Below are 22252 nucleotides of genomic sequence, written 5' to 3'. Positions count from 1 at the left end.
CCATCATTTTGGCATAAGCCATTTTTTCTGAATCATTATAGCATGACCACCCGCTAGAATCGTATCGATTTCAAAAGCGTCACTAATCAGTAACAGGTCGGCACGTTCACCCGGTTTGATTGTCCCTCCAGAAATCCCGTAAGCTTCGGCAACGTTTCGTGTGACCGTCTGAATGGCGTCCGTAAACGCTACCCCATGACGAACCGCTTCCTCGACCGCTTGCAACATCGAGGTCGGCTTTCCTGATTCCATTCGTAGAAGTTTACCTGCCGCATCGAACGCCGGCAGACTCGCACCGGCGTCACTCGACATCGTGATCTGCCGTAAGGGAATCCCTGCTTCAAGTGCCCGTTTCAGCGCAAGTCCAGCCGGCACCTCGCCTTCTTCGATGAAGGCTTTTGTCGTACAGGTCGTAAAATCAATCCGTCCCCCTTGTTTCGCCCAAGCAAGACCGGCTTCAAAAATCCGTTCACTTCGATTGATATGTGTCGGTAAAAATTGTTCGATCGGTACATCCGACGTCCGGACGACTTCTTCGAGGAGATGTAACGCTAGTTTCCCGTCTCCAATATGGACGTTCATCGTTCCATTGACCCCTTTGACCATCCCGGCGATGCGCGCCTCAGCTGTGAGTCGCGTCAGCTCCTGAACAGTCGGTTGAGTCGAACGATGATCATTGATCGCAATCTCGCCGAGTCCGATGACTTCATTGATAAGGACGATATCACGACCAATCGTATCCGTAATCGAAACGGGCGGGACAGCGTAGCTGCCCGTTAACAGAAAAGGTCGAATTCCGTGTCGTGCAAACCCGCGGACGTGTGCCAGTAAATCAATCCCGGTCCGGGTCCAACCATCCGTGCCAAGTAATCCGACGACCGTCGTCACACCACCCGTCAAGAAATCACTAGCGACTAACGGAGCCGTCCGAGAAGCAAATCCGCCTTCCCCACCTCCGCCAATCGGATGAACATGACCATCGATCAATCCTGGAACGAGTCGCTTCCCCGTACCGTCAATCGTTTGTTCAAGCAAATCCTGATCGATATTATATGTCCCGATTCCTAGAATCGTTCCACCTCCGACAAGTACATCCGTCGGGATCTCGTTAACAAGTGCTTGTTTAATTAAAATCAAGCCTCTTCCCCCTCACTATAAACGATAAAAAGCGAGCATATCGCCCAGTGACGATACCTCGCTTTCAAGTTATTCTGCCTTTGTCCCTTGACCAAGACCAAGATCTTCGTTGACTGCATCAAGTGCGAAGACAACAAGTGACGTCACGACTGACATCGCTGTCGCAAATCCAAAGTTATACGTAACTGCATCGACCGCTGATACGATGAACACAGCTGTGTTCACGAGTAAGAACGACCAAAAGAATGTAACGAGAAAACGCATTCTTTCCCCTCCATTTCCATAGCTTACTTTTATTAGTCCTACGTCTCGTAGTATATCATTTTTTAAATCATCCGACAGCTTTAATCGGATTTTTTTAAGCGTTTTCCTTTTTGCTCAAAACAGTCACTTCCCTGTTTTCTACCGGTCCATATGCTAAAGTAATGAGGAAAGAATCTAAAGCGAAGTTGGTGAATGTATGAAACGTCATCTTATTGCCGTCGACCTCGACGGTACACTCTTAAAAGACGACAAGACAATCAGTCCTGCAAATATTGCCGCACTGCACAAAGCGCGTGAAAATGGTCATGAAGTCGTCATCGCGACAGGTCGTCCGTTTCGCCACGCGAAACGCTACTATGAAGAACTTGGTTTAACGACACCAATCGTTAATTTCAACGGAGGTTTCGTTCATCATCCGAATGATCCCCACTTTCAAGTCAGTCATCATCCGATTCCGTTAAAAACCGTGCAACATATTCTCGAGTCCGTTGCTGATACGAAAACACAAAACATCGTCTGTGAAGTGACCGATCATGTCTATTTCCAACGTGATCCGGTCGGGATTTACGAATTTTATACCGATCATGCCCTGTCCGTGACGACCGGTGATTTGCGGAGGCTGCTCCAACATGAACCGACCTCGCTGTTGATTCATGCCAAGGGTGAGCACGTTAACGAAATCCGGTCAGAGCTGTCGCATGTTCATGCCGAGACCGTCTTGAACCGTCAGTGGATCAAGCCCGAGTATATGGTCGAAGTCATGCGTAAAGGAACGAGCAAAGCGATTGGTCTTGAGCAAATCGCACGACATCTCGGAATTGAACAGAAACAAATCGTTGCCTTTGGTGACGAAGAAAACGATTTAGAAATGATTGAGTATGCGGGACACGGTGTCGCGATGGGCAATGCGATCGGACCACTCAAATTACTTGCGAACGGGACGACAAAACGAAATGAAGACGATGGCATCGCCTATTACTTGAAGCATGTCCTCGGACTCGCTTGATGATAAAAAAACGCATCTCCTTGACCGACAAATGTCGTTACTCAAGAGGATGCGTTTTTTGTTCTATCCTTTTCGGAAGTAACCAACGACTGAATCGGTTGGTACGACATTGATAAAGACGGTTTCATCCGCGTCACGGCAAATCCGTTCGATATCCCGCAGTTCATGTCGTTCGATGACCATCATCAGCGTCGATTTCTCGGCCCGTGAATACGTTCCGATCGACGGCATCTGTGTGATTCCACGAATGATATGTTGGTGCAGTGCCATCGTGATATCGTCGGCATGGTTCGTGATGATGAAGATTGTCAGGCGCTGATTGCTCGTATGAATCTCATCGACCACTTTCGACGTCACGTAGATAAAGACAATCGTATAGAGAGCTGTCGACCAACCGAACAATGCGCCGGCAAGGATTGCAATCAAAAAATTCAAAACGAATAAATAAAGACCGACACTTCGGTCCGAGAACCGGGCAAAAATCAAGGCGACGATATCGAAGCCACCGGTCGACGCACCAAATTTAATCGTAATCCCCGTTCCAATCGCAAGCAAGACACCACCAAACACTGCGTTTAATGTTTGGTCACCCGGAATGACAGCATATTGTGGAATCAAACCGATAAAGATCGTTGTCGCTAAAACAGAAATCAGCGTAATGATTGTAAAGCTACGACCGAGCATAATCCACGCCAATATAATCAATGGAATATTAAGGGCTAAAAACCAAACGTTCTCACCGAACGCAAATGCCGTGTCCTGTAAAACCTGAGTCAGGATTTGGGCAAGCCCCGTAAACCCTGTCGAATAAACGCCACTTGGAATCAAGAACCAGTTCATTGCGACCGCAATGACGAACCCACCAATCGAAGCGACCATTACCTTTAAAATATTTTCCTTCACAACTGCTGTCACACCTCGTTCTCCTCTCCTGCTTGAACTATCTTGGAACACTTTAGCACATAACAAATGACAGCGGATAGTCAAGAATGCGAAAGAAATTGATTTCTTTTTTTGGTAGCGCTCTCATGTGTCCGCGCGATGACTGAACGAAAACAACTCGAAAAACCGGACGATTTTCGAGATTCATCAAGAATTTCGAAAATCGTCCGGTTTTGTGTCAATCATATACACCTGATTCGTTCTAATTTTTAGACCGTCATTGAAGAAGGAACCGTGACGCTACCTTCAGCTGGTACGTCAACGACTTGATTATGGAGTTTCAACGAGAATGCTTCACCTACAGATTGCTCAATCGAGATTTCATTTTGTTTGACGTGAATATGGATATGATGACCGCGCCACTGCATCCGGAACGAATAACTCGTCCAGCCTTGCGGTAACATCGGATTGAAGGATAATACTCCTTCTTGAACACGGAGTCCGGCAAAACCATGCACGATCGACATCCATGATCCGACCATTGACGTGATGTGAAGACCATCTTCCGTATCATTGTTGTAGTTATCCAGATCGAGGCGTGCAGAACGTTGATACAATTCAACCGCCTTTTCTTCATATCCGACTTCAGCGGCAATGATGGAATAGATACAAGGTGAGAGCGACGATTCATGCACCGTACGTGGTTCATAGAAGTCGAAGTTCGCTTTCTTTTGCTCAATCGAGAAACGATCCGTCAAGAAGTAAAGGCCTTGCAAGACGTCTGCTTGTTTAATGAATACAGACCGGAGGACACGATCCCACGACCAGTTTTGATTGAGTGGCAAGTGTTTCGGATCAAGATCAGCAACCATGATTTGTTCTTTATCCATGAAGCCGTCTTGTTGCATGAAAACTGCCGGCTCCGTCTCATCTTTTGGATAATACATTTTTTGATCGATGTCGGCCCACTGCGCAAGCTCTTCATCCGTCAATGTTAATTGATGCATCAACTCGGCGAGACGGTCCGGCTCGTTGTCCGCTAAATGACGATGGACGGTTTGCGCGTATTCAAGGCACCATGCTGCCATCAAGTTCGTATACCAGTTATTGTTGACGTTATTTTCATATTCATTCGGTCCTGTCACACCGAGGATCATGTAGACGTCTTTTTGCGGGACATAGTTGACACGGCTCGCCCAGTACCGCGCAATTTCGACAAGGACTTCAAACCCGTATTGTCCGAGATATGACGTATCCCCTGTATAGTTCGTATAGTTATAAATCGCATGCGCAATCGCGCCGTTCCGGTGAATTTCTTCATGGGTGATTTCCCACTCGTTGTGACACTCTTCCCCGTTCATCGTGACCATCGGATAGAGTGCACCTTTCATACCGACGTTCTTGTCTGCATTCTCTTTTGCTTGCGGCAATTGATTATGACGGTATTTCAACAAGTTCCACGCGACGTCAGGTTTTGATGTCGCAAGGTAGAAGTTGAGACAATACGCTTCCGTATCCCAGTAGGTCGCGCCACCATATTTTTCGCCGGTGAATCCTTTTGGTCCGATGTTCAACCGGGAGTCTTCTCCTGTGTAGGTTTGGAACATGTGGAAGATGTTGAAGCGAATCCCTTGTTGCGCTTCGACGTCACCTTCGATTTTAACGTCTGCTTCTTCCCAGTGCTTCAACCAAGCGGCCTCATGCTGTGCGAGGACGGTATCGAATCCCAGTTCGAACGCTTCATTGACACGCTTCATTGCCTGCTCCAGTAAATGTTCGACTTCATAATCACGGTTTGTCACGAGCGCGACTACTTTCTCTACCGTCGCCGCTTCACCTGGTTCGACTTGTTTCGTAAAGCGGTTCGCCACGTATTGTGACGTCCCTTCAACGACTTCACAAAATGCGCCTTCAACATCTGTAATCATCGCCGCCGTTACGTGCCAATCGAGTTTTTTTGTTTTTGACGTGACATATCCGAAACGCTCTTCCGTCCCATGTTCGACCGGGAGCCAAAATTTTTCATCGTAGTTCGAGTCCTCGTTCTCGACATCCGCATCAAGATACGACTCGATGATGATTTCCGCTTCAAAGTTGATCGGTGTGACCGTATAACGGAGTGCTGCGATTTCTTTTGTCACGATTGAGAAGAATCGCGTCGATTCAATCTTCGTCTCTTCGACGCCATTCTTAAGTAACATCGTTCGTGTCAAAACACCATGTTGCATATCAAGTTCACGCTTAAAATCGACGACTTCCCACTCATTCAAATCGACATTCTTACCATTGATCGAAACACGGATACCCATGATATTGACTGCGTTCAATACTTTTGCGAAGTACTCGGGATAGCCATTTTTCCACCAGCCGACACGTGTTTTATCCGGATAATAGACACCTGCCACATACATTCCTTGGTGTGTATCGCCTGAGTAATCTTCCTCGAAATTACCACGCATCCCCATATGGCCATTCCCAATCGAAGTCATCGATTCGGCGAGACGGTTATCCTCAGGATGGAACCCCTGCTCTATAATTTTCCATTCATTCATATCAAATAATCGTTTCATCATCAGTCGCTCCTTTTATCATTGCCGATTTCGAACGTTTTCATCGTCATTTGTAAGCGTTTCAACGTTTCTGTACATTCTTTATTTTACACATAAAACAGCTTAATGCAATCGTTTGCACGAAAATAAATTTCTTTTTGTGAAACCGTTCCTAATAACTTACTTTCCACTTTAGTTTCTTTGTGTTTTTTTGTTCATAGCATAAAAAAAACTTCATCTCGAGCCCCGTTCCGGGCGAGATGAAGTCACTGGTTTTCATTCGTTTTTTGGACCCCCGCAAGACTGACGAACGACGAGGTAATGCGGGACGATGACACGTTTACCATACGGCGTCGCATCTTCATTGATTTGTTCAATCAAACAATTCGTCGCTTCAAATCCTAGACCAAAGATGTTGATTTCGACCGAGGTCAATGGCGGACTCGAAAACTCAGCGATGAACAGGTTATTGAAGCTGACGACCGCCATTTGGTCCGGGACACTAATCCCCATCTCATTCAACGTACTCATGACGCCGAGCGCCATCATATCATCACTGACGACGACGGCAGTCGGCGGATGATCGAGTGACATCAATCGTTTAACGGCGTCAGCCCCACCAGTCGTCATGAATGGTGCACTGACGATATAGTTATCCTCGACCGGAAGACCCTCTTCCATTAAAGCCGTTTTATACCCACCGACGCGTTCTTGCGTGACCGCTAAGTCTTGTGACCCGCCAACGAAGGCAATACATTCATGTCCGAGCTGATGCAAATACTTTGTCACTTCACGACCGGCAAGGTAATTATCCGTATCGACATACGTGACTTGCGATGAGTCACTGAACGGTTTCCCGACGACGACGAAGGGAAACTTCGATTCTTGAAGAAATTGTACGACTTTATCATCGGTTCTTGAATATAAAACGACAACTCCGTCGACGCGACGGCCCTGAACCATCGAGACGACGCCCTCATATACTTCTTCTTCCGACACGCCTGTCGTCATATAAAGCGAGTACCCGTTTTGATGCGCTTTCGTACTGATTCCACGGATGACTTCTGAAAAGAATGGGTTTTGAAGTGTTTTCGTCGCTGCGCTCGGCATGACGAGACCAATTGCTTGCGTCGTCCGGTTCGCTAAACTCCGAGCATGGACGTTCGGATAATAACCGAGATCTTCCATTGCTTGTCGAACACGTTCTTTTGTTTTTTGACTGATTCGCGGACTATTCGCGATGACACGTGAGACCGTCGATGGTGCGACGTTCGCTTCCCTAGCGACGTCTTTAATTGTGACTTGCATCCCCTTCACCTCATCATTTCCCTACAAATGTATTTTATTGTTTTTCGTTCGAACGATTGACGCGTCTGCGATGGACCAAGAGAAGAATCAACGCAAGGATTGGGGCAATGGATCCAATCGCAACAAGTGACCACCAGTTCACTTGAGAATCTTCTAAGATATATCCATTCGCACTACTGCCATCCAATGTAATTTCATAGGCATCTCCATCTTGTCGGACGAGATCGGAAAATAATAATCCTCGCAGACGTTGATCATCACCGATTTCAGAAGCTTTAATCCGCATCGTCGTTTTCTTCTCTCCTAGATTGATTGCGTAAATCGCCGTCTGATTTTTTGATTCTCGAGCGTATACGGCCATATGATCCGTCTTTCCTAACAAGCGTTGCTTCCCTGTCGCGAACGCTGGGTAGTCTTGACGCATCTGATTCAACGTTTTTACATACTCCTGCATCTTTTCATTTTTATCAAACTCCATCATCATTCGGTTCCCCGGATCTTCACCACCCGGCATGGCGACTTCCGTTCCTTGATAGACGACCGGCATACCTGGAGCAGCATATAGGGCGAATAACGCGAGGCGTAATTGGCGTTCTTCATCTGAAGTTCCACCGATTTTCGCTTCTGTAATGAATCGTTTCAAATCATGATTATCAATGAATGTCGCGAGCGACATCGCTTTCGGATTAAATGTGATATCTCGATTATAAACTGAATCGAGTTCTTCCGCTGAACCATTTTTGCGGGCAAATTGATCTTTTATCCCGTAATAGAAAGGAAAGTTTGTCACGGAATCAAATCCAAGCTCTGAATAGGTCGCAATCTTTCGCGGATCACCATCGAATACCTCTCCGAGTAAAAATAAGTCCGGATGTTTTTCTTTGACGGCCGGAATGAATTCCTTCCAAAATGCCGGCGGAACATGACGGACCGTATCGAGACGATACCCATCGATTCCTGTCTCATCGACCCAGTAATTCGCGACGTCAACCAAATAATCGACGACTTCTGGATTTTCAGTATTGAAATCTGGCAAATCAAATAACCAGTTGTTTTCGACTTCGACTTGATTGTTCCAATTCATAATCGGTTGTTCTTCATGGAACCAATCCGGCTTTTCTTCGACAAGCGGATGATTTGGTCCGAGATGATTGACAACTAAATCAAGAACAACTTTGATGTCACGCTCGTGTGCTTCGTCGACCAATGTTTTAAATTCTTCTTTTGTTCCGAAATGGGGATCGATTTTATAATAATCCTCCGTCCAGTAACCATGATAGCCATTCGGTCGATTCTTAAAGACCGGTGTCAACCAGATTGACGTGAATCCTTCATCTTTTATGTAATCAAGGCGTTTCGTCACCCCTGCCAAATCACCACCATGATAAGCTTTCGGATCGTCCTTGTTCACATCGATATCATTACTCGTTTTCCCGTTCTCAAACCGGTCGATCATAATAAAATACATTCGTTCCTTTTCCCAATTTGCTGCTTCACTCGTCTGCGGAAAAAGTCCGAAAGACAAGAGAAGCGGCAAGAAGAGAAGCATCACGCCTCGTCTCATGCCGCTAATTCCTCCTTTATTACCCTTTCGTTCCACCTGCCGTCAATCCAGATACGAAGTAGCGCTGGAAGGCGAAGAACAGAAGGACGATTGGGACTGCAGATAAAACGGCACCTGCCGCAAACAACGTGAAGTTGTTATCAAATTGCTCAGAAACCATGTTGTATAATCCGACCGCAAGCGTCTGTTTCTCCGGCGAACGGAGAACAAGTGACGCCAGGATGAAATCATTGAACGGTGCCATGAAATTGAACAAAGCGATGACAGCAACCATTGGTTTAGCAAGCGGAAGGATGATTTGCCAGAAAATCCGAAGATGACCTGCCCCATCCATTCGTGCCGCTTCATCTAGCTCTTTTGGTATTGTATCAAAATATCCTTTGGCGAGATACGTATTCATCGGAATCGCTCCACCAGAGTATAAAAGAATCAACGCAAGATGTGTATCGAACAAATCGAGCATGTTGAGCAACACATAAATCGCGATGATCGCGACGAATTGCGGAACCATCTGCAAGACGAGGAACAAAATCAACGAATTTTTTCGCCCGACGAACCGGTAACGTGAGAAGATATAGCCCGTTAACGTGATCAATGCGACCGAGACGACCATTGTAATGACAGCGATTTTGATGGTGTTCAAATACCACATGCCGTAATCCGTTTGTGTCGCATCAAACAGATCGAAGTAATGGATGAGTGTCGGATTACTCGGGAAGATGTCCGAAGTAATGCTTTTCCCCGGGTTGAGCGAAGTCCCGACAACCCAAAGTAGTGGATAGACAATAATAATCGAGGCGATCGTCAAAATGAGGTATGACAACGCCATATTGATTCGGTTTTGTTTTCTCATTAGATCATATCCTCATCTTTGAATGATTTTGAACGTTTAAACTGAATGACGGCAATCGTCATGATGAAGAACGACAGTACGAGTGTAATTGCTGCTGCGAAACCATACTGTGGATTTGAACCGAGCGATAGCTTATAGATCCAGGAGATTAAGATATCGGTTCCACCCGCAGATTGTCCCGGTACAGCCGGTCCACCATTGTTAAAGAGATAGATGATGTTGAAGTTATTGAAGTTAAACGTGTATTGCGTAATTAAGATTGGAGCTGTCGCGAATAAAATCATCGGTAACGTGATCAAACGGAATTTTTCACCTGAAGTCGCCCCGTCAATCGTCGCCGCTTCATATAGATCTTCCGGAATCGACTGTAAGATTCCTGTCGTGAGCGTCATGATATACGGGAATCCGAGCCACCACTGAATCCCGATCAGTGCGAGACGTGTGTACGTCGGGTCAGTCATCCACTCGACACCACCGCCTATTCCGATTGCCGGGAGCAACGTCGTGTTAAAGACGCCAAATGTTTCATTGAACATTGAACGGAAAATCAAAATCGTGATAAAAGCCGGTACCGCCCACGATAAAATCAAAATTGAACGGAAGAAGCGTTTCCCTTTAAGACCTTTTTGGTTCAAGAGAACAGCCAGACCAATTCCGATTGCGATGACGCCTGTCGTCGAAGCAACTGTCCAAACGAGCGTCCAACCTAACACACTGATGAACGTATCACGGAAAATATCGACCGTGAAAATGTTTAAGAAGTTTTGAATGCCAATCCAGTCGACGAGCTTGGCTGGTGGCGAGTTATTGAATTTATAGTTCGTAAAAGCAATCAAGAATGTAAAAATCAACGGTAAAACGACTGTGAAGACGAGTAGTACCAACGATGGAATCAGCATGGCATACGGGAACCCATTATCACGGAAATTCCGTAGCTGCATCTTCAATGAAGGTACTTCTACATTTAAATCACGCAGTTTACCGATTCGATACGCATCGATAAAGTTCCAGACGTAAATGGCGATACCAAACACAAGTAAAATCAACGCGATGATTCCCTCGACCATTAAGAAAATCGAGTGATCTCCCCTTACGCCTGCTACCTCACCGAGTGTAATCAGACCCCAGATCGCACCGCGATCCCCTGGTCCATTCCCGGCTCCTTTAAAAAACAAATCAAAATTGACTAAAAAATATGACAGGACGACGATAAAGAATATCGCGCCTTTTAAAAATTGTTTATTATACAGTTGCCCTAAACCTGGCACGATTGAAATCAACGAAGCAATTTTGCGGTGATTCGTTTGTAGTTCCGGTGTCGGGTCCGTTTGTTTCGGTGTCGTAATGGCAGCCATCGTCTGTTCTCCTTTCCAAAGGTCATGTCTGACCTCAGGCTTCTCTTCCAACCATAAAGATGAGGGGGAATCAATGATCCCCCTCTCTTTAATTCTTTTTTAGTGATTCAATTGGGAAACGACGACTTATTGATTGTTCGCTTCGATTTGTTGCTTGATTTGTTTGACAGCGTCATCTGCTGATTTTTGAGCATCTTGCTTGTCTGTTGCAACAAGTTGAAGTGCTGCTGCCATTGGTTCCCAAACTTGTCCCATCTCGGCGATGTTCGGCATTGGCACACCGTCTTTAGACTGAGCGAAGACTGCTGCTGCAACTTCGTTATCTTTAATCGATGCATCTTCTTGGAGTGAAGTGACCGGTGGAATCTCGTTGTATTTCTCAAACATCGCTTTCGCGTTTTCTTCACCTGTTAATGTAGCAAGGAATTTCTCAGCCCATTCCGGATTTTTAGAATATGCAGAAACCGCATACGTTTTAACTCCTACGAATGTTTTGATTGCTTCACCGTTCGGAAGCTTCGGAAGCGCCGATGCTCCTAAGTTGATGCCTTTTTCTTTATAGCTTGAGACTGCCCATGGTCCGTTCATGACAGCGACTGCTTTCTTGTCACCGAACAATTGATCCATTGCTTGACCGCCGCCACCGCCGATCAACCCTTTCGGGAAGAGACCTTCTTTGTACCATTTGCCGATGTAGTCCATTCCTTCGACAGCACCAGCATTGTTCAAGCCGATGTCTGCAGGATCAAGTTTTCCACCGTTATCTTTAAAGACATATCCACCGTACCCAGCAATCGGACCGTGTGCGAAGTAGAAGTTATCCCAAAGTGCGAGGAAACCATACTTGCCGTCTTTTTTCTGTTCCGTTGATACTTTATAGAGATCATCCATTGAAGCTGGTGCTTCTTTTAACTCATCCTTGTTGAAAAGGAGAATCGGTGTTTCAACAGCTTTTGGATAGCCGTACACTTTACCATCAAATGTGACAGCAGATTTTGCTGTATCGATGAATGGCTCAAGTGCTTTTTCACCATCTTTAAGTTCAGTGATCAATCCTTGGTCAACGACTGTCCCAATCTGGTCGTGTGGAAGAAGAATGATATCTGGTCCTTTATCAGCAGGTCCGTCAAGTGCAACTTTTTTCTGTTGATCTGTCATTTTGACTTCTTTAACTTCAACTTTTACGCCTTCTTTTTCTTCAAACGCTTTTGCCGCTGCTTTTGTTGTTTCGGCTTTTTCAGTATCTTCCCAAATAACGATTTTATCTGGTTTGCCACCATCGCCTGATGTATTCGATGAAGAGTCTGAATCTGTTCCGCCACCACATGCTGCGAGAGCACCGATTGCCATTACCGATACCGAAAGACCTGCTACAAGTTTTTTCATTTCCATGATTGAAAATTCCTCCCCAAGTTAACGTACGAATGATAAGTTCTAATGCACAACGTTTGCATAAAGGCACAACCATTTTCTCATGATAACAACTGAGTAGTTGTAAGCGTTTTATGAAAACGTTTGCATCACCTTTACATTTTTATTATACAATCTAAATCCCTTTTGACAAGTCCTTTTTATTAATTATTTTCCTACATTTTAAAAACATTCTAAAAAAGTATTTAATCGAATAAACTTCCCTAAAATTTTTATTACCCAAAAAAGAAAACGTTTACATTTAATTTAATTGCGCACTTTAATGCAATCGATTGCATTAAATCATAAAATTATCTTTTGGAATTCTCGTTTTCACCAATTCTAATTGACTTTAAGAAAGCGCTTTACTATTCTTAGTTCGAGGACCATTACATTAGAGTGCAATCGATTGCACTAGAGGAGTGACCATTATGCTCAAAGAAGCCGTATTCCATCGCGCCATGTCTCCGTTCGTCTATAAGTACGACGAAAACACGATTCATATCCGTCTCCAAACTAAGAAAAATGATGTTGAGCATGTCGAACTGATTTGGGGAGACCCGTATGATTGGCATACTGAAAATCCCGATGATGCGGACTGGAACTTCGATCCATCGAAAACAAATCATTGGAACACATTCGAAACATCAATGAAAAGAAGTGGTTCAGACGAATTATATGATTACTGGTTTATTGATGTCATCCCCCCATTCCGTCGTCTTCGCTATGGTTTCCGGTTACACGATGGGCAAACAACACAAGTTTTCACAGAACGTGGGTGGTTCAATGAAAAACCACTTGATGATACCGGTTACTACTTCTGTGTACCTTACTTAAATAAAATCGATGTCTTCACATCACCCGCTTGGGTCAAAGATACGGTCTGGTACCAAATTTTCCCTGATCGTTTTGCGAATGGTGATCCATCGAACGACCCTACCGGTACATTGCCTTGGAATAGTACAGAACCGACGACAACGAATCTGTTCGGTGGGGATTTCCAAGGGGTGATTGATCACATCGACTACTTGGTTGAGCTTGGTATTACGGGCATTTATTTCTGTCCTATCTTTAAAGCGAAATCAAATCATAAATACGATACAATCGACTATCTCGAAATCGACCCACAGTTCGGAACAAAAGAAAAATTTAAACAAATGGTCGACCTTCTACATGAAAATGGCATTCGTATCATGCTCGACGCCGTTTTCAATCATGCCGGATTCCATCACGAAGCCTTCGCTGATATCCGTGAACACGGTAGCAACTCGTCTTACCGTGATTGGTTCCACCTCCGCGACTTCCCACTCGTCACAGAACCGATGCCGAACTATGATACGTTCGCCTTTGTGCCTGAGATGCCGAAATTCAATACAGAAAATGCTGAAGTAAAAGCATACCTTCTTCACGTCGCCCGCTACTGGGTCGAGGAATTCGGAATCGACGGTTGGCGATTAGATGTCGCGAATGAAGTCGACCACGCTTTTTGGCGTGATTTCCGTCGGGTCGTCAAAGAAGCAAATCCTGAAACGTATATACTTGGAGAAATTTGGCATGATTCGCAAGAGTGGTTACTCGGTGATCAATTTGATGCCGTCATGAACTATCCGTTTACGAACGCAGCGTTAAACTTCTTTGCCCTTGATAAAACGAAGGCGACGGCGTATGCCAATGAAATGTCACACGTTCTCTTCTCGAATACGATGAACGTCAACGAAGTGACATTTAACTTAATCGGCTCACATGATACACCGCGCGCCTTGACGCGTGCCGGCCATGACAAAAATAAGATGCGTCTCCTCTTACTATCGATGTTGACGTTTTCCGGTAGTCCCGTCATCTATTATGGCGATGAAATCGGACTCGATGGGGATCAAGATCCGGGTTGCCGTAAATGTATGCCATGGGACAAAGAAGAACAGGACTTAAACCTTTTGATGTATACAAAACATTTACTTCAACTGCGGCAACAGCATAAGACTCTTGCGAATAACGGACACATTTCATTCGTTCATGCGGATGACGAGACGAATTCGATCGTCATGCGTCGAACGAGCGAAGATGGAACTTACTACATCTACTTCAACAACTCGAATCAGCAAGTAACACTTCCCGCACCAGCGGCAGGACAAGGCATGGATTTGTTCTCGAATTCACCACTTCCTTCTTTAGAAGTAACACTTCCACCTTATGCAGGAACAATCGTCCAAGTCCTTTAATCAATACGGTATCTGTCTCGTTTCGAGATGGATGCCGTATTTTGACGTGTCGACAAAGTAATATTGGACACGTCCTTTTCGTTACTTTTCTCGGACAAAGCGCAAGCTGTTGCTTCTTAATCCCATTCTTACCTGTTTCTAGCTATGCGGGGACAAGTACTGTCACGGGCAAGTACAGGAAGGAAGAAACAAAATCAGCGAGTTTTCCCTCCTACTTCATTTTCTGTCCCTTGAAACTCATCTAATAGTTATTTTGATGCTTTTCTAGGGTAAAGGAAAACATAAAAGGAGGACGTGCTCGCTATGGAATTATTTTTTTATGCCGGTCTTATTCTCATCGGCTTATTTGCAATCAGTTATTTGAGTGAACGTTTCCACCTTCCGAGTATCCTCGCTTTCATTTTAATCGGGATTGCCATCGGGCTTTATTACGATGCACCTGAAGAATTGAAGTTAGGCGGTGAAGCGGGAATCATCGTTCTATTTTTTTTGCTGGGACTTAAATTTTCAATTGCTGACTTGCTCAGTCAACTACGCCACGTGTGGAAAGCCGGATTAATTGATGTTGCGTTATCTTTTGGTGGAACATTCCTCCTGACGCTTGCGTTTGGCTTTTCCATTCCTGAAGCCTTTTTAATCGGCTGCGTTTTATATGCGACGAGTTCTTCGATTTCTGCCCGTTTGCTCGATCGTGAGCCAGACAAACACAAGGACGTTAATCGCTTTGTCTTATCGTTACTTATTTTTGAAGATTTGATTGCCCCGCTTCTCTTGACGACGGCACCGTTTATACTTGGTACAGAACCTTTTACATTTGCCAAAGTAGGGTCCATTTTCGCGGGTTTTCTCTTTCTGTTCAGTGCTTTAATCTTACTAACCGTCTTTATTCGCAGAAAAGAACGGATCATTGGTTCCTTGTACCGGCATCCTGACGCCGGAATTGGAATCATCGGCTTGATTTTAACTTTTTCAGGTGTCGGTATCATGTTCGGTTTATCAGAAGTACTCGGTGCTTTCATCGTCGGGATTTTGTTGACTGAACTAAAGGAAACACGCTACTTGAAGCGGCTCGTCACACCTTTTCAAGATTTACTGCTCCCTCTCTTTTTCATTGCATTCGGGATGTCGTTTGAATTGACGGAAGGACTGCCTTTAGACTGGTTCTTTTTGGCACTCGTCATCTGGGGGCTGTTATCTAAATTTTTGGTCGGATTCTTCGGTGGTCGTTCATTCGGGCTGTCAAACTACCATGCCATCGAATCCGGTTTTTGCTTAGGACCACGCGGAGAATTTTCAATTCTTTTTATTACACTCGCTAGCGGCGCCTTCATCACGCTGACGGGGTTATATATTTTCGTCTCCGCTTTTCTAGGAATTTTACTATTTCGTCTCTCGAGTAGGTTAACCGATCAAACACATGCTACGGCCCAAAAAATCAAACAAAAAATGCGCTAAAACAAGCAGGACCATTTCCGATTACAACGGAAGTGGTCCTGCTTGTTTCACTGATATTAAAATAAGTCGTTTTAACGTCCGGTAAAAACAGGCGGTTTTTTTTCAAGAAATGCTTGAACCGCACGTTGATGGTCTTCCGTTTTACCGGCACGTGATTGGTAGATAATTTCCTGTGCCAACATATCATCGAGCGTCGACTCGAAACTTGCTGATTGAAGTTGTTTAATATACGCAATTACTTTTGTCGGTCGCGCTGCGAGCTGCTGAGCAAAATCCATTACTTCCTCTTTAAACCGGTCAGTCGCGACCGCTTTTGTCACGAGTTGAAACTCGACTGCTTGCTTCCCTGTTATCGTATCACCAAGCAGCGCTAATTCGAGTGCTTTCGCCGAACCGATTAAACGCGGTAAGAAGTATGGTGCTCCAGCATCCGGGACGAGACCGATGTTAATGAAGCCGAGTGACAATTTTGCATCTTCCTGAACAATCCGGAAGTCACATGCGAGTGTCAACGACAGTCCTGCTCCTGCTGCCACACCATTGATTGCTGCGATGATCGGCTTTTTCGATCCGGCTAATGCACGGACAACGGGATGATAATAGCTTTTCAAATAATCGCCATGGTCCATTCCTGGTGAGACCGTCTTTAAATCTTGACCGGCACAAAAGCCGCGTCCTTTTCCAGTCAATACGATGACGCGGACTGCTTCATCTTGATTGGCTTCCTCGATTGAATCTGCTAATTCATTTAAAAGTGTTGATGTTAAGGCATTTAATCGTTCCGGACGAGCTAACGTCACCGTTGCTACGCTCGATGCTACCGTGTACTCTACTTCAGAATTCATCACATTCCCCTACCTTTCAAAAGTGAACAACGATTCATTATGATGTATTCGTGATGTTTTATGAAAATCCTTTTAAATCCCCGTTTTTTTTATGAAAGCTTTGTTTTTCACTTTCATTATGAAAATTGAAGGCGTATAGTTTCCAAAAGATACAGTAAGACAAAATGTTTTAAGGACTTAAAAGGGGAATTTAATTTTATGAAAACTGTAAAACAACCAACATTATTCCAAATCACTTGGCCATTATTCATCGAAATCGCGTTGCATATGAGTTTAGGGATCATCGCGACATTAATCTTAAGTTACTACTCTGACAGTGCAGCAGCCGCTGTCGGTGTCTCGAACCAGGTTTTGAACATCTTTATTATTTTATTTAATATCACATCTGTCGGAGCGACAATCATCATCGGTCAGTACCTAGGTGCAAAACGTGTCCAAGATGCACGTCAAACCGCCCGCTCTGCCTTCTCGATTAATCTTTACATCGGATTAATCATATCTGTACTCGTCGCCCTAACCGGGAAACAATTATTAGGTTTCTTCTCATTAGAAGGACAAACATTAGTTTACGGCGAAACATTCATAAAGATTGTTGGCTTATTCCTATTTTTAGAAGCCATTTCGTTAACACTCGGAGCAATCCTCCGGAGTCATGGTTTCACAAAAAATGCAATGTACGTCACTCTTTTGATGAACTTCGTCAGTGCCTTCGGTAACGTCATCGCCGTACTCGGTCTGTTCGGTATTCCGGTACTCGGCGTCGCAGGTGTCGCGTGGTCGATCGTCATCGCACGTGCTTTCGCCGTCACACTGTTATTCTTTGTCGTTTACCGTAAATTATCACTACGTTTTCGTTTGAAAGATTTAATTCAAATCAACCGTCAAGACATCAAGAGCATCATGAACATCGGAATTCCATCAGCGGGAGAAGGAATTTCTTATCAGTTTTCACAGCTCATCATCACTGGTTTCATCGCAACAATTGGTGAAGCTGCCTTGTCTGCACGCGTTTACGTCTCAAACATCACAATGCTCTGCTTCTTGTTCAGTCTCGCAATTGCCCAAGGAACACAATTGTTAGTCGCCCGCCAAGTTGGAGCACAACAATTTGAACAGGCACATGCACGTGGCATCAAGACATTAAAAATCGCTGTCTTCGCAAGTTTCGTATCAGCCGTCGCAATCGCAGCGTTCGGGACATCCATCATGTCACTCTTTACATCGAGCCCTGAAATCATTGCCATCGGTATTCCGTTGCTCTGGGCAAGTGTCATCCTCGAACCAGGACGCGCGCTGAATATCGTCTTGATGGGAACGTTGAAATCAGCAGGAGACGTCCGCTTCCCGGTCACAATCGGTGTCCTATCGATGTGGGGAATCGCTGTCGTTGTCAGTTATGTACTCGGACTTCAGTTCGGTCTCGGACTTCTCGGTATCTGGATTGCCTTCTCAGCCGACGAATGGTTCCGTGGTATCTTCGCACTGAAACGCTGGAACGGTCGTAAGTGGGTTCAATATTCCCTCACTAAAGGAGAATCTCATGAGCAAAACGAACGCAGAAAGGCTACTGAAGCAGTCTAACGTTTCCTTTGAATCCATTTCTTATCCGGTCGACTTGAGCGATTTGTCCGCTCAAGCCGTCTCTGAAAAAATTAAATTCCCGCTTTCATCGGTTTTTAAAACATTAGTTTTAGAGGACGATCAAAAAAACTACTTGTTCTCTGTCATCTCTGGCGAAGAAGAGGTTAACTTGAAGGCGGTCGCTCGGGCATCTGGTGCGAAGAAAGTGGCATTGGTCCCAATGAAGGCATTAGAAAGTCTGACAGGATACGTCCGTGGCGGTGTTTCTCCGATCGGAGCTAAAAAAGCTTTTCCCGTCTTCCTGTCCGACCGTGCCATCGGTCAACCGTTCATCATCATCTCAGCCGGTAAACGGGGACAGCAAATCAAATTGTCTCCGGATGATTTATTGGAATTTACTAGTGGGATTCTCTATCGAAACCGCTGATACGAACAGCTAGATATGATATGATGAGTAGTATCGAAGAAGTGGCAGGAGGAATCATTTTGTGGAAAGAACGTGTTCGTAACTCAATCCCGAATCTCTTTACATTCGGGAATTTATATTGTGGTTTTCTCGCAATCGTCATGGCGGCGCGGGGAGATTTTCAAAATGCCACACTGTTGATTGTCATCGCCATGATGTTGGATAGTTTAGATGGTCGGATTGCACGGATGCTCGGTGTCGCTGGCGATTTTGGGAAAGAACTTGATTCGCTCGCCGATGTCGTCACGTTCGGTGTCGCCCCCGCAATGATGGCATATTACACTTATTTTTACGACTTTGGTGAAATCGGCTTACTCGTTGCTGCTTTGTTCCCTTTATTCGGAGCATTTCGCTTGGCACGATTCAACCTTTCAGCAACAAATGTCGCGTCCACCTACTTCTCAGGTGTACCGATTACGGCAGCAGGTGGGATTTTAGCTGTCGTCACGCTGTTTAGTGGACGAATGAATGATTTAATGGTTCCGCTCGCCTTTACGGGACTTGCCTTCTTGATGGTCAGTCGCGTCAAGATTCCGAGTTTCAAAGATATTCCAGTGCCGCGCCATACATTCGTCATCACGTTCACGTTACTCTATGTCACGTATGTCATGATTGCCCGGAGTAACGAATGGTCGACGTTTTGGTTTATTGCCGTCCCCCTTTATATTGCCTTTTTACTCTTTTCATTCGTCAAACGAAAAAAACAAAAGCAACATTAAACGCTTTACTGCTGAACAGACCGTCTTTTGACGGTCTGTTTTTTTAATCTGCCCCTCCATGCTCGCTCGAGTCAGATGGATATGGGTATACTAGTGACATCATGCTAATGAATGGAGGTTTACATACGTCATGGCCATATTTCAGCGCCGCCTTTGGTTATTCTTTACAGTTTGGTTCGTCATCGGGCTCATTTTAGTCGGATTTTCATTATTACCCCCTTGGCTCGAATGGGCCAATGCCGTTTTTTTGTTCGCTTCTGGTCTGTATGCCGCTTGTTACTTATGGGATGTCTTACCGAAAGGACGCTTCATTATTCCTTTTATTTTCTTTGGGTCTATTTTAATCGAATCAATTGGTGTCCACACCGGATGGCCATTCGGGACCTATCGGTATGAATCGGACTTCGGTGTTCAGTTACTCGGTGTTCCAATCACGATCGGTGCAGCTTGGTTGTCCGTTATGGGGGCAAGTCTTGCATTCTCGAAGCGTTTTCCGTTTCGTTACAACACCCTGATCCTCGTCCCCTTGTTTGCTGTTTGGCTCGACTTGGCCATTGATCCGGTCTCAGCGAACGTCAAATCGTATTGGCTTTGGCAAGATGGGGGTCTGTACTATGATATCCCAACACAAAACTTTATCGGTTGGTACGGAACAGCACTTGTCTTCGCTCTTTTGATGGCACGATTTGAACAAAAGCCAACGTTCACCGAGCTCGAACGAAACAACCAGTACTTATTTTTGATGCTTCATGGTTTATTTGGACTGACTGCTGGTGTCGCAGGCCTTTATGGTGTGACGATAATCAGTAGCCTAGCATTGCTTGTTTACTGGCTGACGAAAGGAGGAGCACTACATGCAAAAGGCGCAAAAAAACAAATTAGCTGAACAAGCCTTTCATCTGTACTTGAAAGAGCGGCTCATCCGCAAACAGTTCCATCGAATATTGTATCGCCCTGATGATTTACCGGTACCTGGTTTGATGCTTGCAACACATGGTTCGTGGTGGGACGGGATGATCTTATTTCATCTCGATCAATCCGTACTCCATCAAAACCCGTACGTCATGATTGATGAACATGGCTTAAAGCGCTTCCCTTTCTTTTCACGACTCGGTGCCTTTTCCATCAACCGGGACTCCTTAAAGGATGTAAAGATGAGCCTCAACTACGCAAAGGAACGTTTGCAGGAAGGCAGTAGTGTTTGGATGTTCCCGCAAGGCGAAGAACGCCATCAAGAAGAACGACCGCTTCAACTCGCGAGCGGCGCGACTTATCTTGCTAAAGCAGCCCGGTCTGTCTCCATTTTTTCATTTTATTATTCGTTCAGTCATGAACAACAACCGGATGTCTACATCCGAACACGCCAAATCGAAATACCACCTGGTCGTACTTCAAACCAGACTGAATTTCTAACAGCAGCAATGACTCGCTTATATGATGATGTCCGGCTTGATGCGATGTCAGAAAATGTCGAGGCTTATCAAGTGTTGACGCAGCGAACAGACCCGCTTCCTGTTAAAACGGAGCGTTGGCTAAAGGCGGTTCGACGATGAGCATGATTTTATTCATATTCTCGCTCCTTGTTTGCCTCTATACGTTCATTAACTTGATGTTTCTCCCTAAACTCGCTGCACCCGTTCCACCACCGAGTCTCGCAATTTGTATCCCCTTGCGGAACGAGGAACGAAATGTCGTGAAGTTGCTTGATTCACTCAAACGCGCACTCGGACCGAATATGCATGTCTATCTTTATGAAGATCGCTCAACGGATGAGACACGTAACCTACTGTTGCAACAGACACATCAGGATGACCGCTTTACAATCATTGACGGAATCGACCTCCCCTCAGATTGGGCGGGAAAGGTTCATGCTTGCCATCAACTATCACTTGTCGCAAAGGAAGACTATCTGTTATTTCTTGACGCAGACATTACATTGATGCCGGATACGATTCCTCGACTATATGCGACGATGCGACAGGAAAAAGCTAGCTTTTTATCTGGTTTTCCGTCATTTCCTGTACCAACGTTTTTAGGCAAGTGTTTGATTCCGATGCAACATGTCTTAATTTCGCAACATCTCCCGCTTGCTTTTCGCAAGGTAAAGCACCCTGCTTTTGCCGCTGCGAACGGGATGGTCGTAATCGTTGAACGTGCATCTTATTTACACGTCGGGGGACATCAAGCGATTCAAACGGCACTCGTCGATGATTTAGAGCTCTGTCGGACGTTTAAGCAACACGGTCATACGACGACACTCGTTCATGTCGCCCCTTATGTCAGTTGTGACATGTATGCTACGAACGGTGAAGTATGGCAGGGATTTCTCAAAAATGTCTTTCGGGGAATGAACGACTCCTACTTCGTCGGCAGTTACTTCCTGTTGTTCTATCTCGTACAGTTTTCTTTACTACCAGCTGCCCTCCTCTTTCCGTCTTGGGAGACGATTGGTGGACTTGCTCTCTTGTTGCTCGCACGATACAGGATTGATCGGATGGCGCGGATTCGCCATGTTTGGTTGTTGCACCCGTTCGCAACCGGTCTTTATGTCCTCTTACTTGCAACGGCGATGATTCGAAGAGCTCGGAAACGGGAAATCACTTGGAAAGGTCGGGCCTATTCTTAAGGAGGAATTGTTC

Annotated in this window: 19 protein-coding genes; 9 read left to right on the top strand and 10 right to left on the bottom strand. The window is 45.2% G+C overall.

From position 1 onward, the window contains the following. Positions 1-3 precede the first annotated feature (3 nt). Positions 4-1137, bottom strand: coding sequence for a beta-aspartyl-peptidase (iadA, locus tag A0126_RS03820; RefSeq protein ID WP_088836509.1), 1134 nt, complete (start codon positions 1135-1137; stop codon positions 4-6). A 69-nt stretch (positions 1138-1206) separates the two neighbouring features. Continuing rightward, entirely contained in the window at positions 1207-1401 is a 195-nt protein-coding gene (locus tag A0126_RS03815; RefSeq protein ID WP_012369663.1) for a YjzD family protein, read from the bottom strand. Between the two features lie 196 nt (positions 1402-1597). Here A0126_RS03815 and A0126_RS03810 point away from each other — a divergent pair, with 196 nt between their 5' ends. After that, the gene (locus A0126_RS03810; protein ID WP_088836507.1) at positions 1598-2407 is read left to right on the top strand and encodes a Cof-type HAD-IIB family hydrolase; all 810 of its coding nucleotides are present in this window, start codon (positions 1598-1600) and stop codon (positions 2405-2407) included. A 63-nt stretch (positions 2408-2470) separates the two neighbouring features. Here A0126_RS03810 and A0126_RS03805 read toward each other — a convergent pair whose 3' ends face one another. From A0126_RS03805 to A0126_RS03775, 7 genes are all read right to left on the bottom strand, one after another. Next, the gene (locus A0126_RS03805; RefSeq protein WP_029332877.1) at positions 2471-3322 is read right to left on the bottom strand and encodes a YitT family protein; all 852 of its coding nucleotides are present in this window, start codon (positions 3320-3322) and stop codon (positions 2471-2473) included. Positions 3323-3558: 236 nt separating this feature from the next. Next, entirely contained in the window at positions 3559-5859 is a 2301-nt protein-coding gene (locus tag A0126_RS03800) for a glycoside hydrolase family 65 protein (RefSeq protein WP_088836506.1), read from the bottom strand. A gap of 255 nt (positions 5860-6114) precedes the next feature. Continuing rightward, entirely contained in the window at positions 6115-7146 is a 1032-nt protein-coding gene (locus tag A0126_RS03795) for a LacI family DNA-binding transcriptional regulator (protein ID WP_088836505.1), read from the bottom strand. A 34-nt stretch (positions 7147-7180) separates the two neighbouring features. Next, the gene (locus A0126_RS03790) at positions 7181-8710 is read right to left on the bottom strand and encodes an alpha-amylase family glycosyl hydrolase (RefSeq protein WP_088836504.1); all 1530 of its coding nucleotides are present in this window, start codon (positions 8708-8710) and stop codon (positions 7181-7183) included. Between the two features lie 19 nt (positions 8711-8729). Beyond that, positions 8730-9563, bottom strand: coding sequence for a sugar ABC transporter permease (locus A0126_RS03785; RefSeq protein ID WP_029332873.1), 834 nt, complete (start codon positions 9561-9563; stop codon positions 8730-8732). Next, positions 9563-10918 (bottom strand): carbohydrate ABC transporter permease, encoded by a 1356-nt coding sequence (locus A0126_RS03780; RefSeq protein ID WP_088836503.1) that lies wholly within the window; start codon positions 10916-10918, stop codon positions 9563-9565. Before A0126_RS03780 ends, A0126_RS03785 begins: the two co-directional genes overlap by 1 nt. A gap of 126 nt (positions 10919-11044) precedes the next feature. Beyond that, positions 11045-12304 carry an extracellular solute-binding protein gene (locus A0126_RS03775; protein WP_204251432.1) on the bottom strand — a complete coding sequence of 420 codons (1260 nt, stop codon included), beginning with the start codon at positions 12302-12304 and terminating at the stop codon, positions 11045-11047. 455 nt (positions 12305-12759) lie between these two features. Between A0126_RS03775 and A0126_RS03770 the strand changes: the two genes are divergently transcribed. After that, positions 12760-14547, top strand: coding sequence for a glycoside hydrolase family 13 protein (locus A0126_RS03770; RefSeq protein ID WP_088836501.1), 1788 nt, complete (start codon positions 12760-12762; stop codon positions 14545-14547). A gap of 303 nt (positions 14548-14850) precedes the next feature. Continuing rightward, the gene (locus A0126_RS03765; RefSeq protein ID WP_088836500.1) at positions 14851-16002 is read left to right on the top strand and encodes a cation:proton antiporter; all 1152 of its coding nucleotides are present in this window, start codon (positions 14851-14853) and stop codon (positions 16000-16002) included. A 71-nt stretch (positions 16003-16073) separates the two neighbouring features. On the opposite strand, the gene A0126_RS03760 is transcribed toward A0126_RS03765, so the two are convergent. Further along, the gene (locus A0126_RS03760) at positions 16074-16847 is read right to left on the bottom strand and encodes an enoyl-CoA hydratase/isomerase family protein (protein ID WP_088836499.1); all 774 of its coding nucleotides are present in this window, start codon (positions 16845-16847) and stop codon (positions 16074-16076) included. A 198-nt stretch (positions 16848-17045) separates the two neighbouring features. Between A0126_RS03760 and A0126_RS03755 the strand changes: the two genes are divergently transcribed. The 6 genes from A0126_RS03755 to A0126_RS03730 all read left to right on the top strand — a co-directional run bounded on the left by A0126_RS03755 (position 17046) and on the right by A0126_RS03730 (position 22239). Continuing rightward, the gene (locus A0126_RS03755) at positions 17046-18428 is read left to right on the top strand and encodes an MATE family efflux transporter (protein ID WP_088836498.1); all 1383 of its coding nucleotides are present in this window, start codon (positions 17046-17048) and stop codon (positions 18426-18428) included. After that, the gene (gene ybaK / locus A0126_RS03750) at positions 18388-18855 is read left to right on the top strand and encodes a Cys-tRNA(Pro) deacylase (protein WP_088836497.1); all 468 of its coding nucleotides are present in this window, start codon (positions 18388-18390) and stop codon (positions 18853-18855) included. Before A0126_RS03755 ends, ybaK begins: the two co-directional genes overlap by 41 nt. 20 nt (positions 18856-18875) lie before the next feature. Further along, positions 18876-19613: a CDP-diacylglycerol--serine O-phosphatidyltransferase gene (gene pssA / locus A0126_RS03745; RefSeq protein WP_200872399.1), complete on the top strand. Its 738-nt coding sequence runs from the start codon at positions 18876-18878 to the stop codon at positions 19611-19613. 130 nt (positions 19614-19743) lie between these two features. After that, positions 19744-20499, top strand: coding sequence for a carotenoid biosynthesis protein (locus A0126_RS03740; protein WP_029332864.1), 756 nt, complete (start codon positions 19744-19746; stop codon positions 20497-20499). Beyond that, a complete protein-coding gene (locus A0126_RS03735; protein ID WP_088836495.1) occupies positions 20468-21166 on the top strand; it encodes a lysophospholipid acyltransferase family protein in 699 nt (232 codons plus the stop codon). The genes A0126_RS03740 and A0126_RS03735 overlap by 32 nt, the downstream gene beginning before the upstream one ends. After that, positions 21163-22239, top strand: coding sequence for a glycosyltransferase family 2 protein (locus A0126_RS03730; protein ID WP_088836494.1), 1077 nt, complete (start codon positions 21163-21165; stop codon positions 22237-22239). Before A0126_RS03735 ends, A0126_RS03730 begins: the two co-directional genes overlap by 4 nt. Positions 22240-22252: the final 13 nt, after the last annotated feature.

The organism is Exiguobacterium sp. N4-1P (genome assembly GCF_002214325.1).
This window is presented reverse-complemented; position numbering and strand designations above follow the sequence as displayed.

Bases quoted from the DNA above. Each gene is read 5' to 3' on its own strand.
- A0126_RS03770 (WP_088836501.1), top strand. From the start codon at position 12,760: ATGCTCAAAGAAGCCGTATTCCATCGCGCCATGTCTCCGTTCGTCTAT.
- A0126_RS03785 (WP_029332873.1), bottom strand. From the start codon at position 9,563: ATGAGAAAACAAAACCGAATCAATATGGCGTTGTCATACCTCATTTTG.
- A0126_RS03810 (WP_088836507.1), top strand. From the start codon at position 1,598: ATGAAACGTCATCTTATTGCCGTCGACCTCGACGGTACACTCTTAAAA.
- A0126_RS03780 (WP_088836503.1), bottom strand. From the start codon at position 10,918: ATGGCTGCCATTACGACACCGAAACAAACGGACCCGACACCGGAACTA.
- A0126_RS03735 (WP_088836495.1), top strand. From the start codon at position 20,468: ATGCAAAAGGCGCAAAAAAACAAATTAGCTGAACAAGCCTTTCATCTG.
- ybaK (WP_088836497.1), top strand. From the start codon at position 18,388: ATGAGCAAAACGAACGCAGAAAGGCTACTGAAGCAGTCTAACGTTTCC.
- A0126_RS03815 (WP_012369663.1), bottom strand. From the start codon at position 1,401: ATGCGTTTTCTCGTTACATTCTTTTGGTCGTTCTTACTCGTGAACACA.
- A0126_RS03760 (WP_088836499.1), bottom strand. From the start codon at position 16,847: ATGAATTCTGAAGTAGAGTACACGGTAGCATCGAGCGTAGCAACGGTG.
- A0126_RS03795 (WP_088836505.1), bottom strand. From the start codon at position 7,146: ATGCAAGTCACAATTAAAGACGTCGCTAGGGAAGCGAACGTCGCACCA.
- A0126_RS03730 (WP_088836494.1), top strand. From the start codon at position 21,163: ATGAGCATGATTTTATTCATATTCTCGCTCCTTGTTTGCCTCTATACG.
- pssA (WP_200872399.1), top strand. From the start codon at position 18,876: ATGATGAGTAGTATCGAAGAAGTGGCAGGAGGAATCATTTTGTGGAAA.
- A0126_RS03765 (WP_088836500.1), top strand. From the start codon at position 14,851: ATGGAATTATTTTTTTATGCCGGTCTTATTCTCATCGGCTTATTTGCA.
- A0126_RS03740 (WP_029332864.1), top strand. From the start codon at position 19,744: ATGGCCATATTTCAGCGCCGCCTTTGGTTATTCTTTACAGTTTGGTTC.
- A0126_RS03790 (WP_088836504.1), bottom strand. From the start codon at position 8,710: ATGAGACGAGGCGTGATGCTTCTCTTCTTGCCGCTTCTCTTGTCTTTC.
- A0126_RS03800 (WP_088836506.1), bottom strand. From the start codon at position 5,859: ATGAAACGATTATTTGATATGAATGAATGGAAAATTATAGAGCAGGGG.
- A0126_RS03755 (WP_088836498.1), top strand. From the start codon at position 17,046: ATGAAAACTGTAAAACAACCAACATTATTCCAAATCACTTGGCCATTA.
- A0126_RS03775 (WP_204251432.1), bottom strand. From the start codon at position 12,304: ATGAAAAAACTTGTAGCAGGTCTTTCGGTATCGGTAATGGCAATCGGT.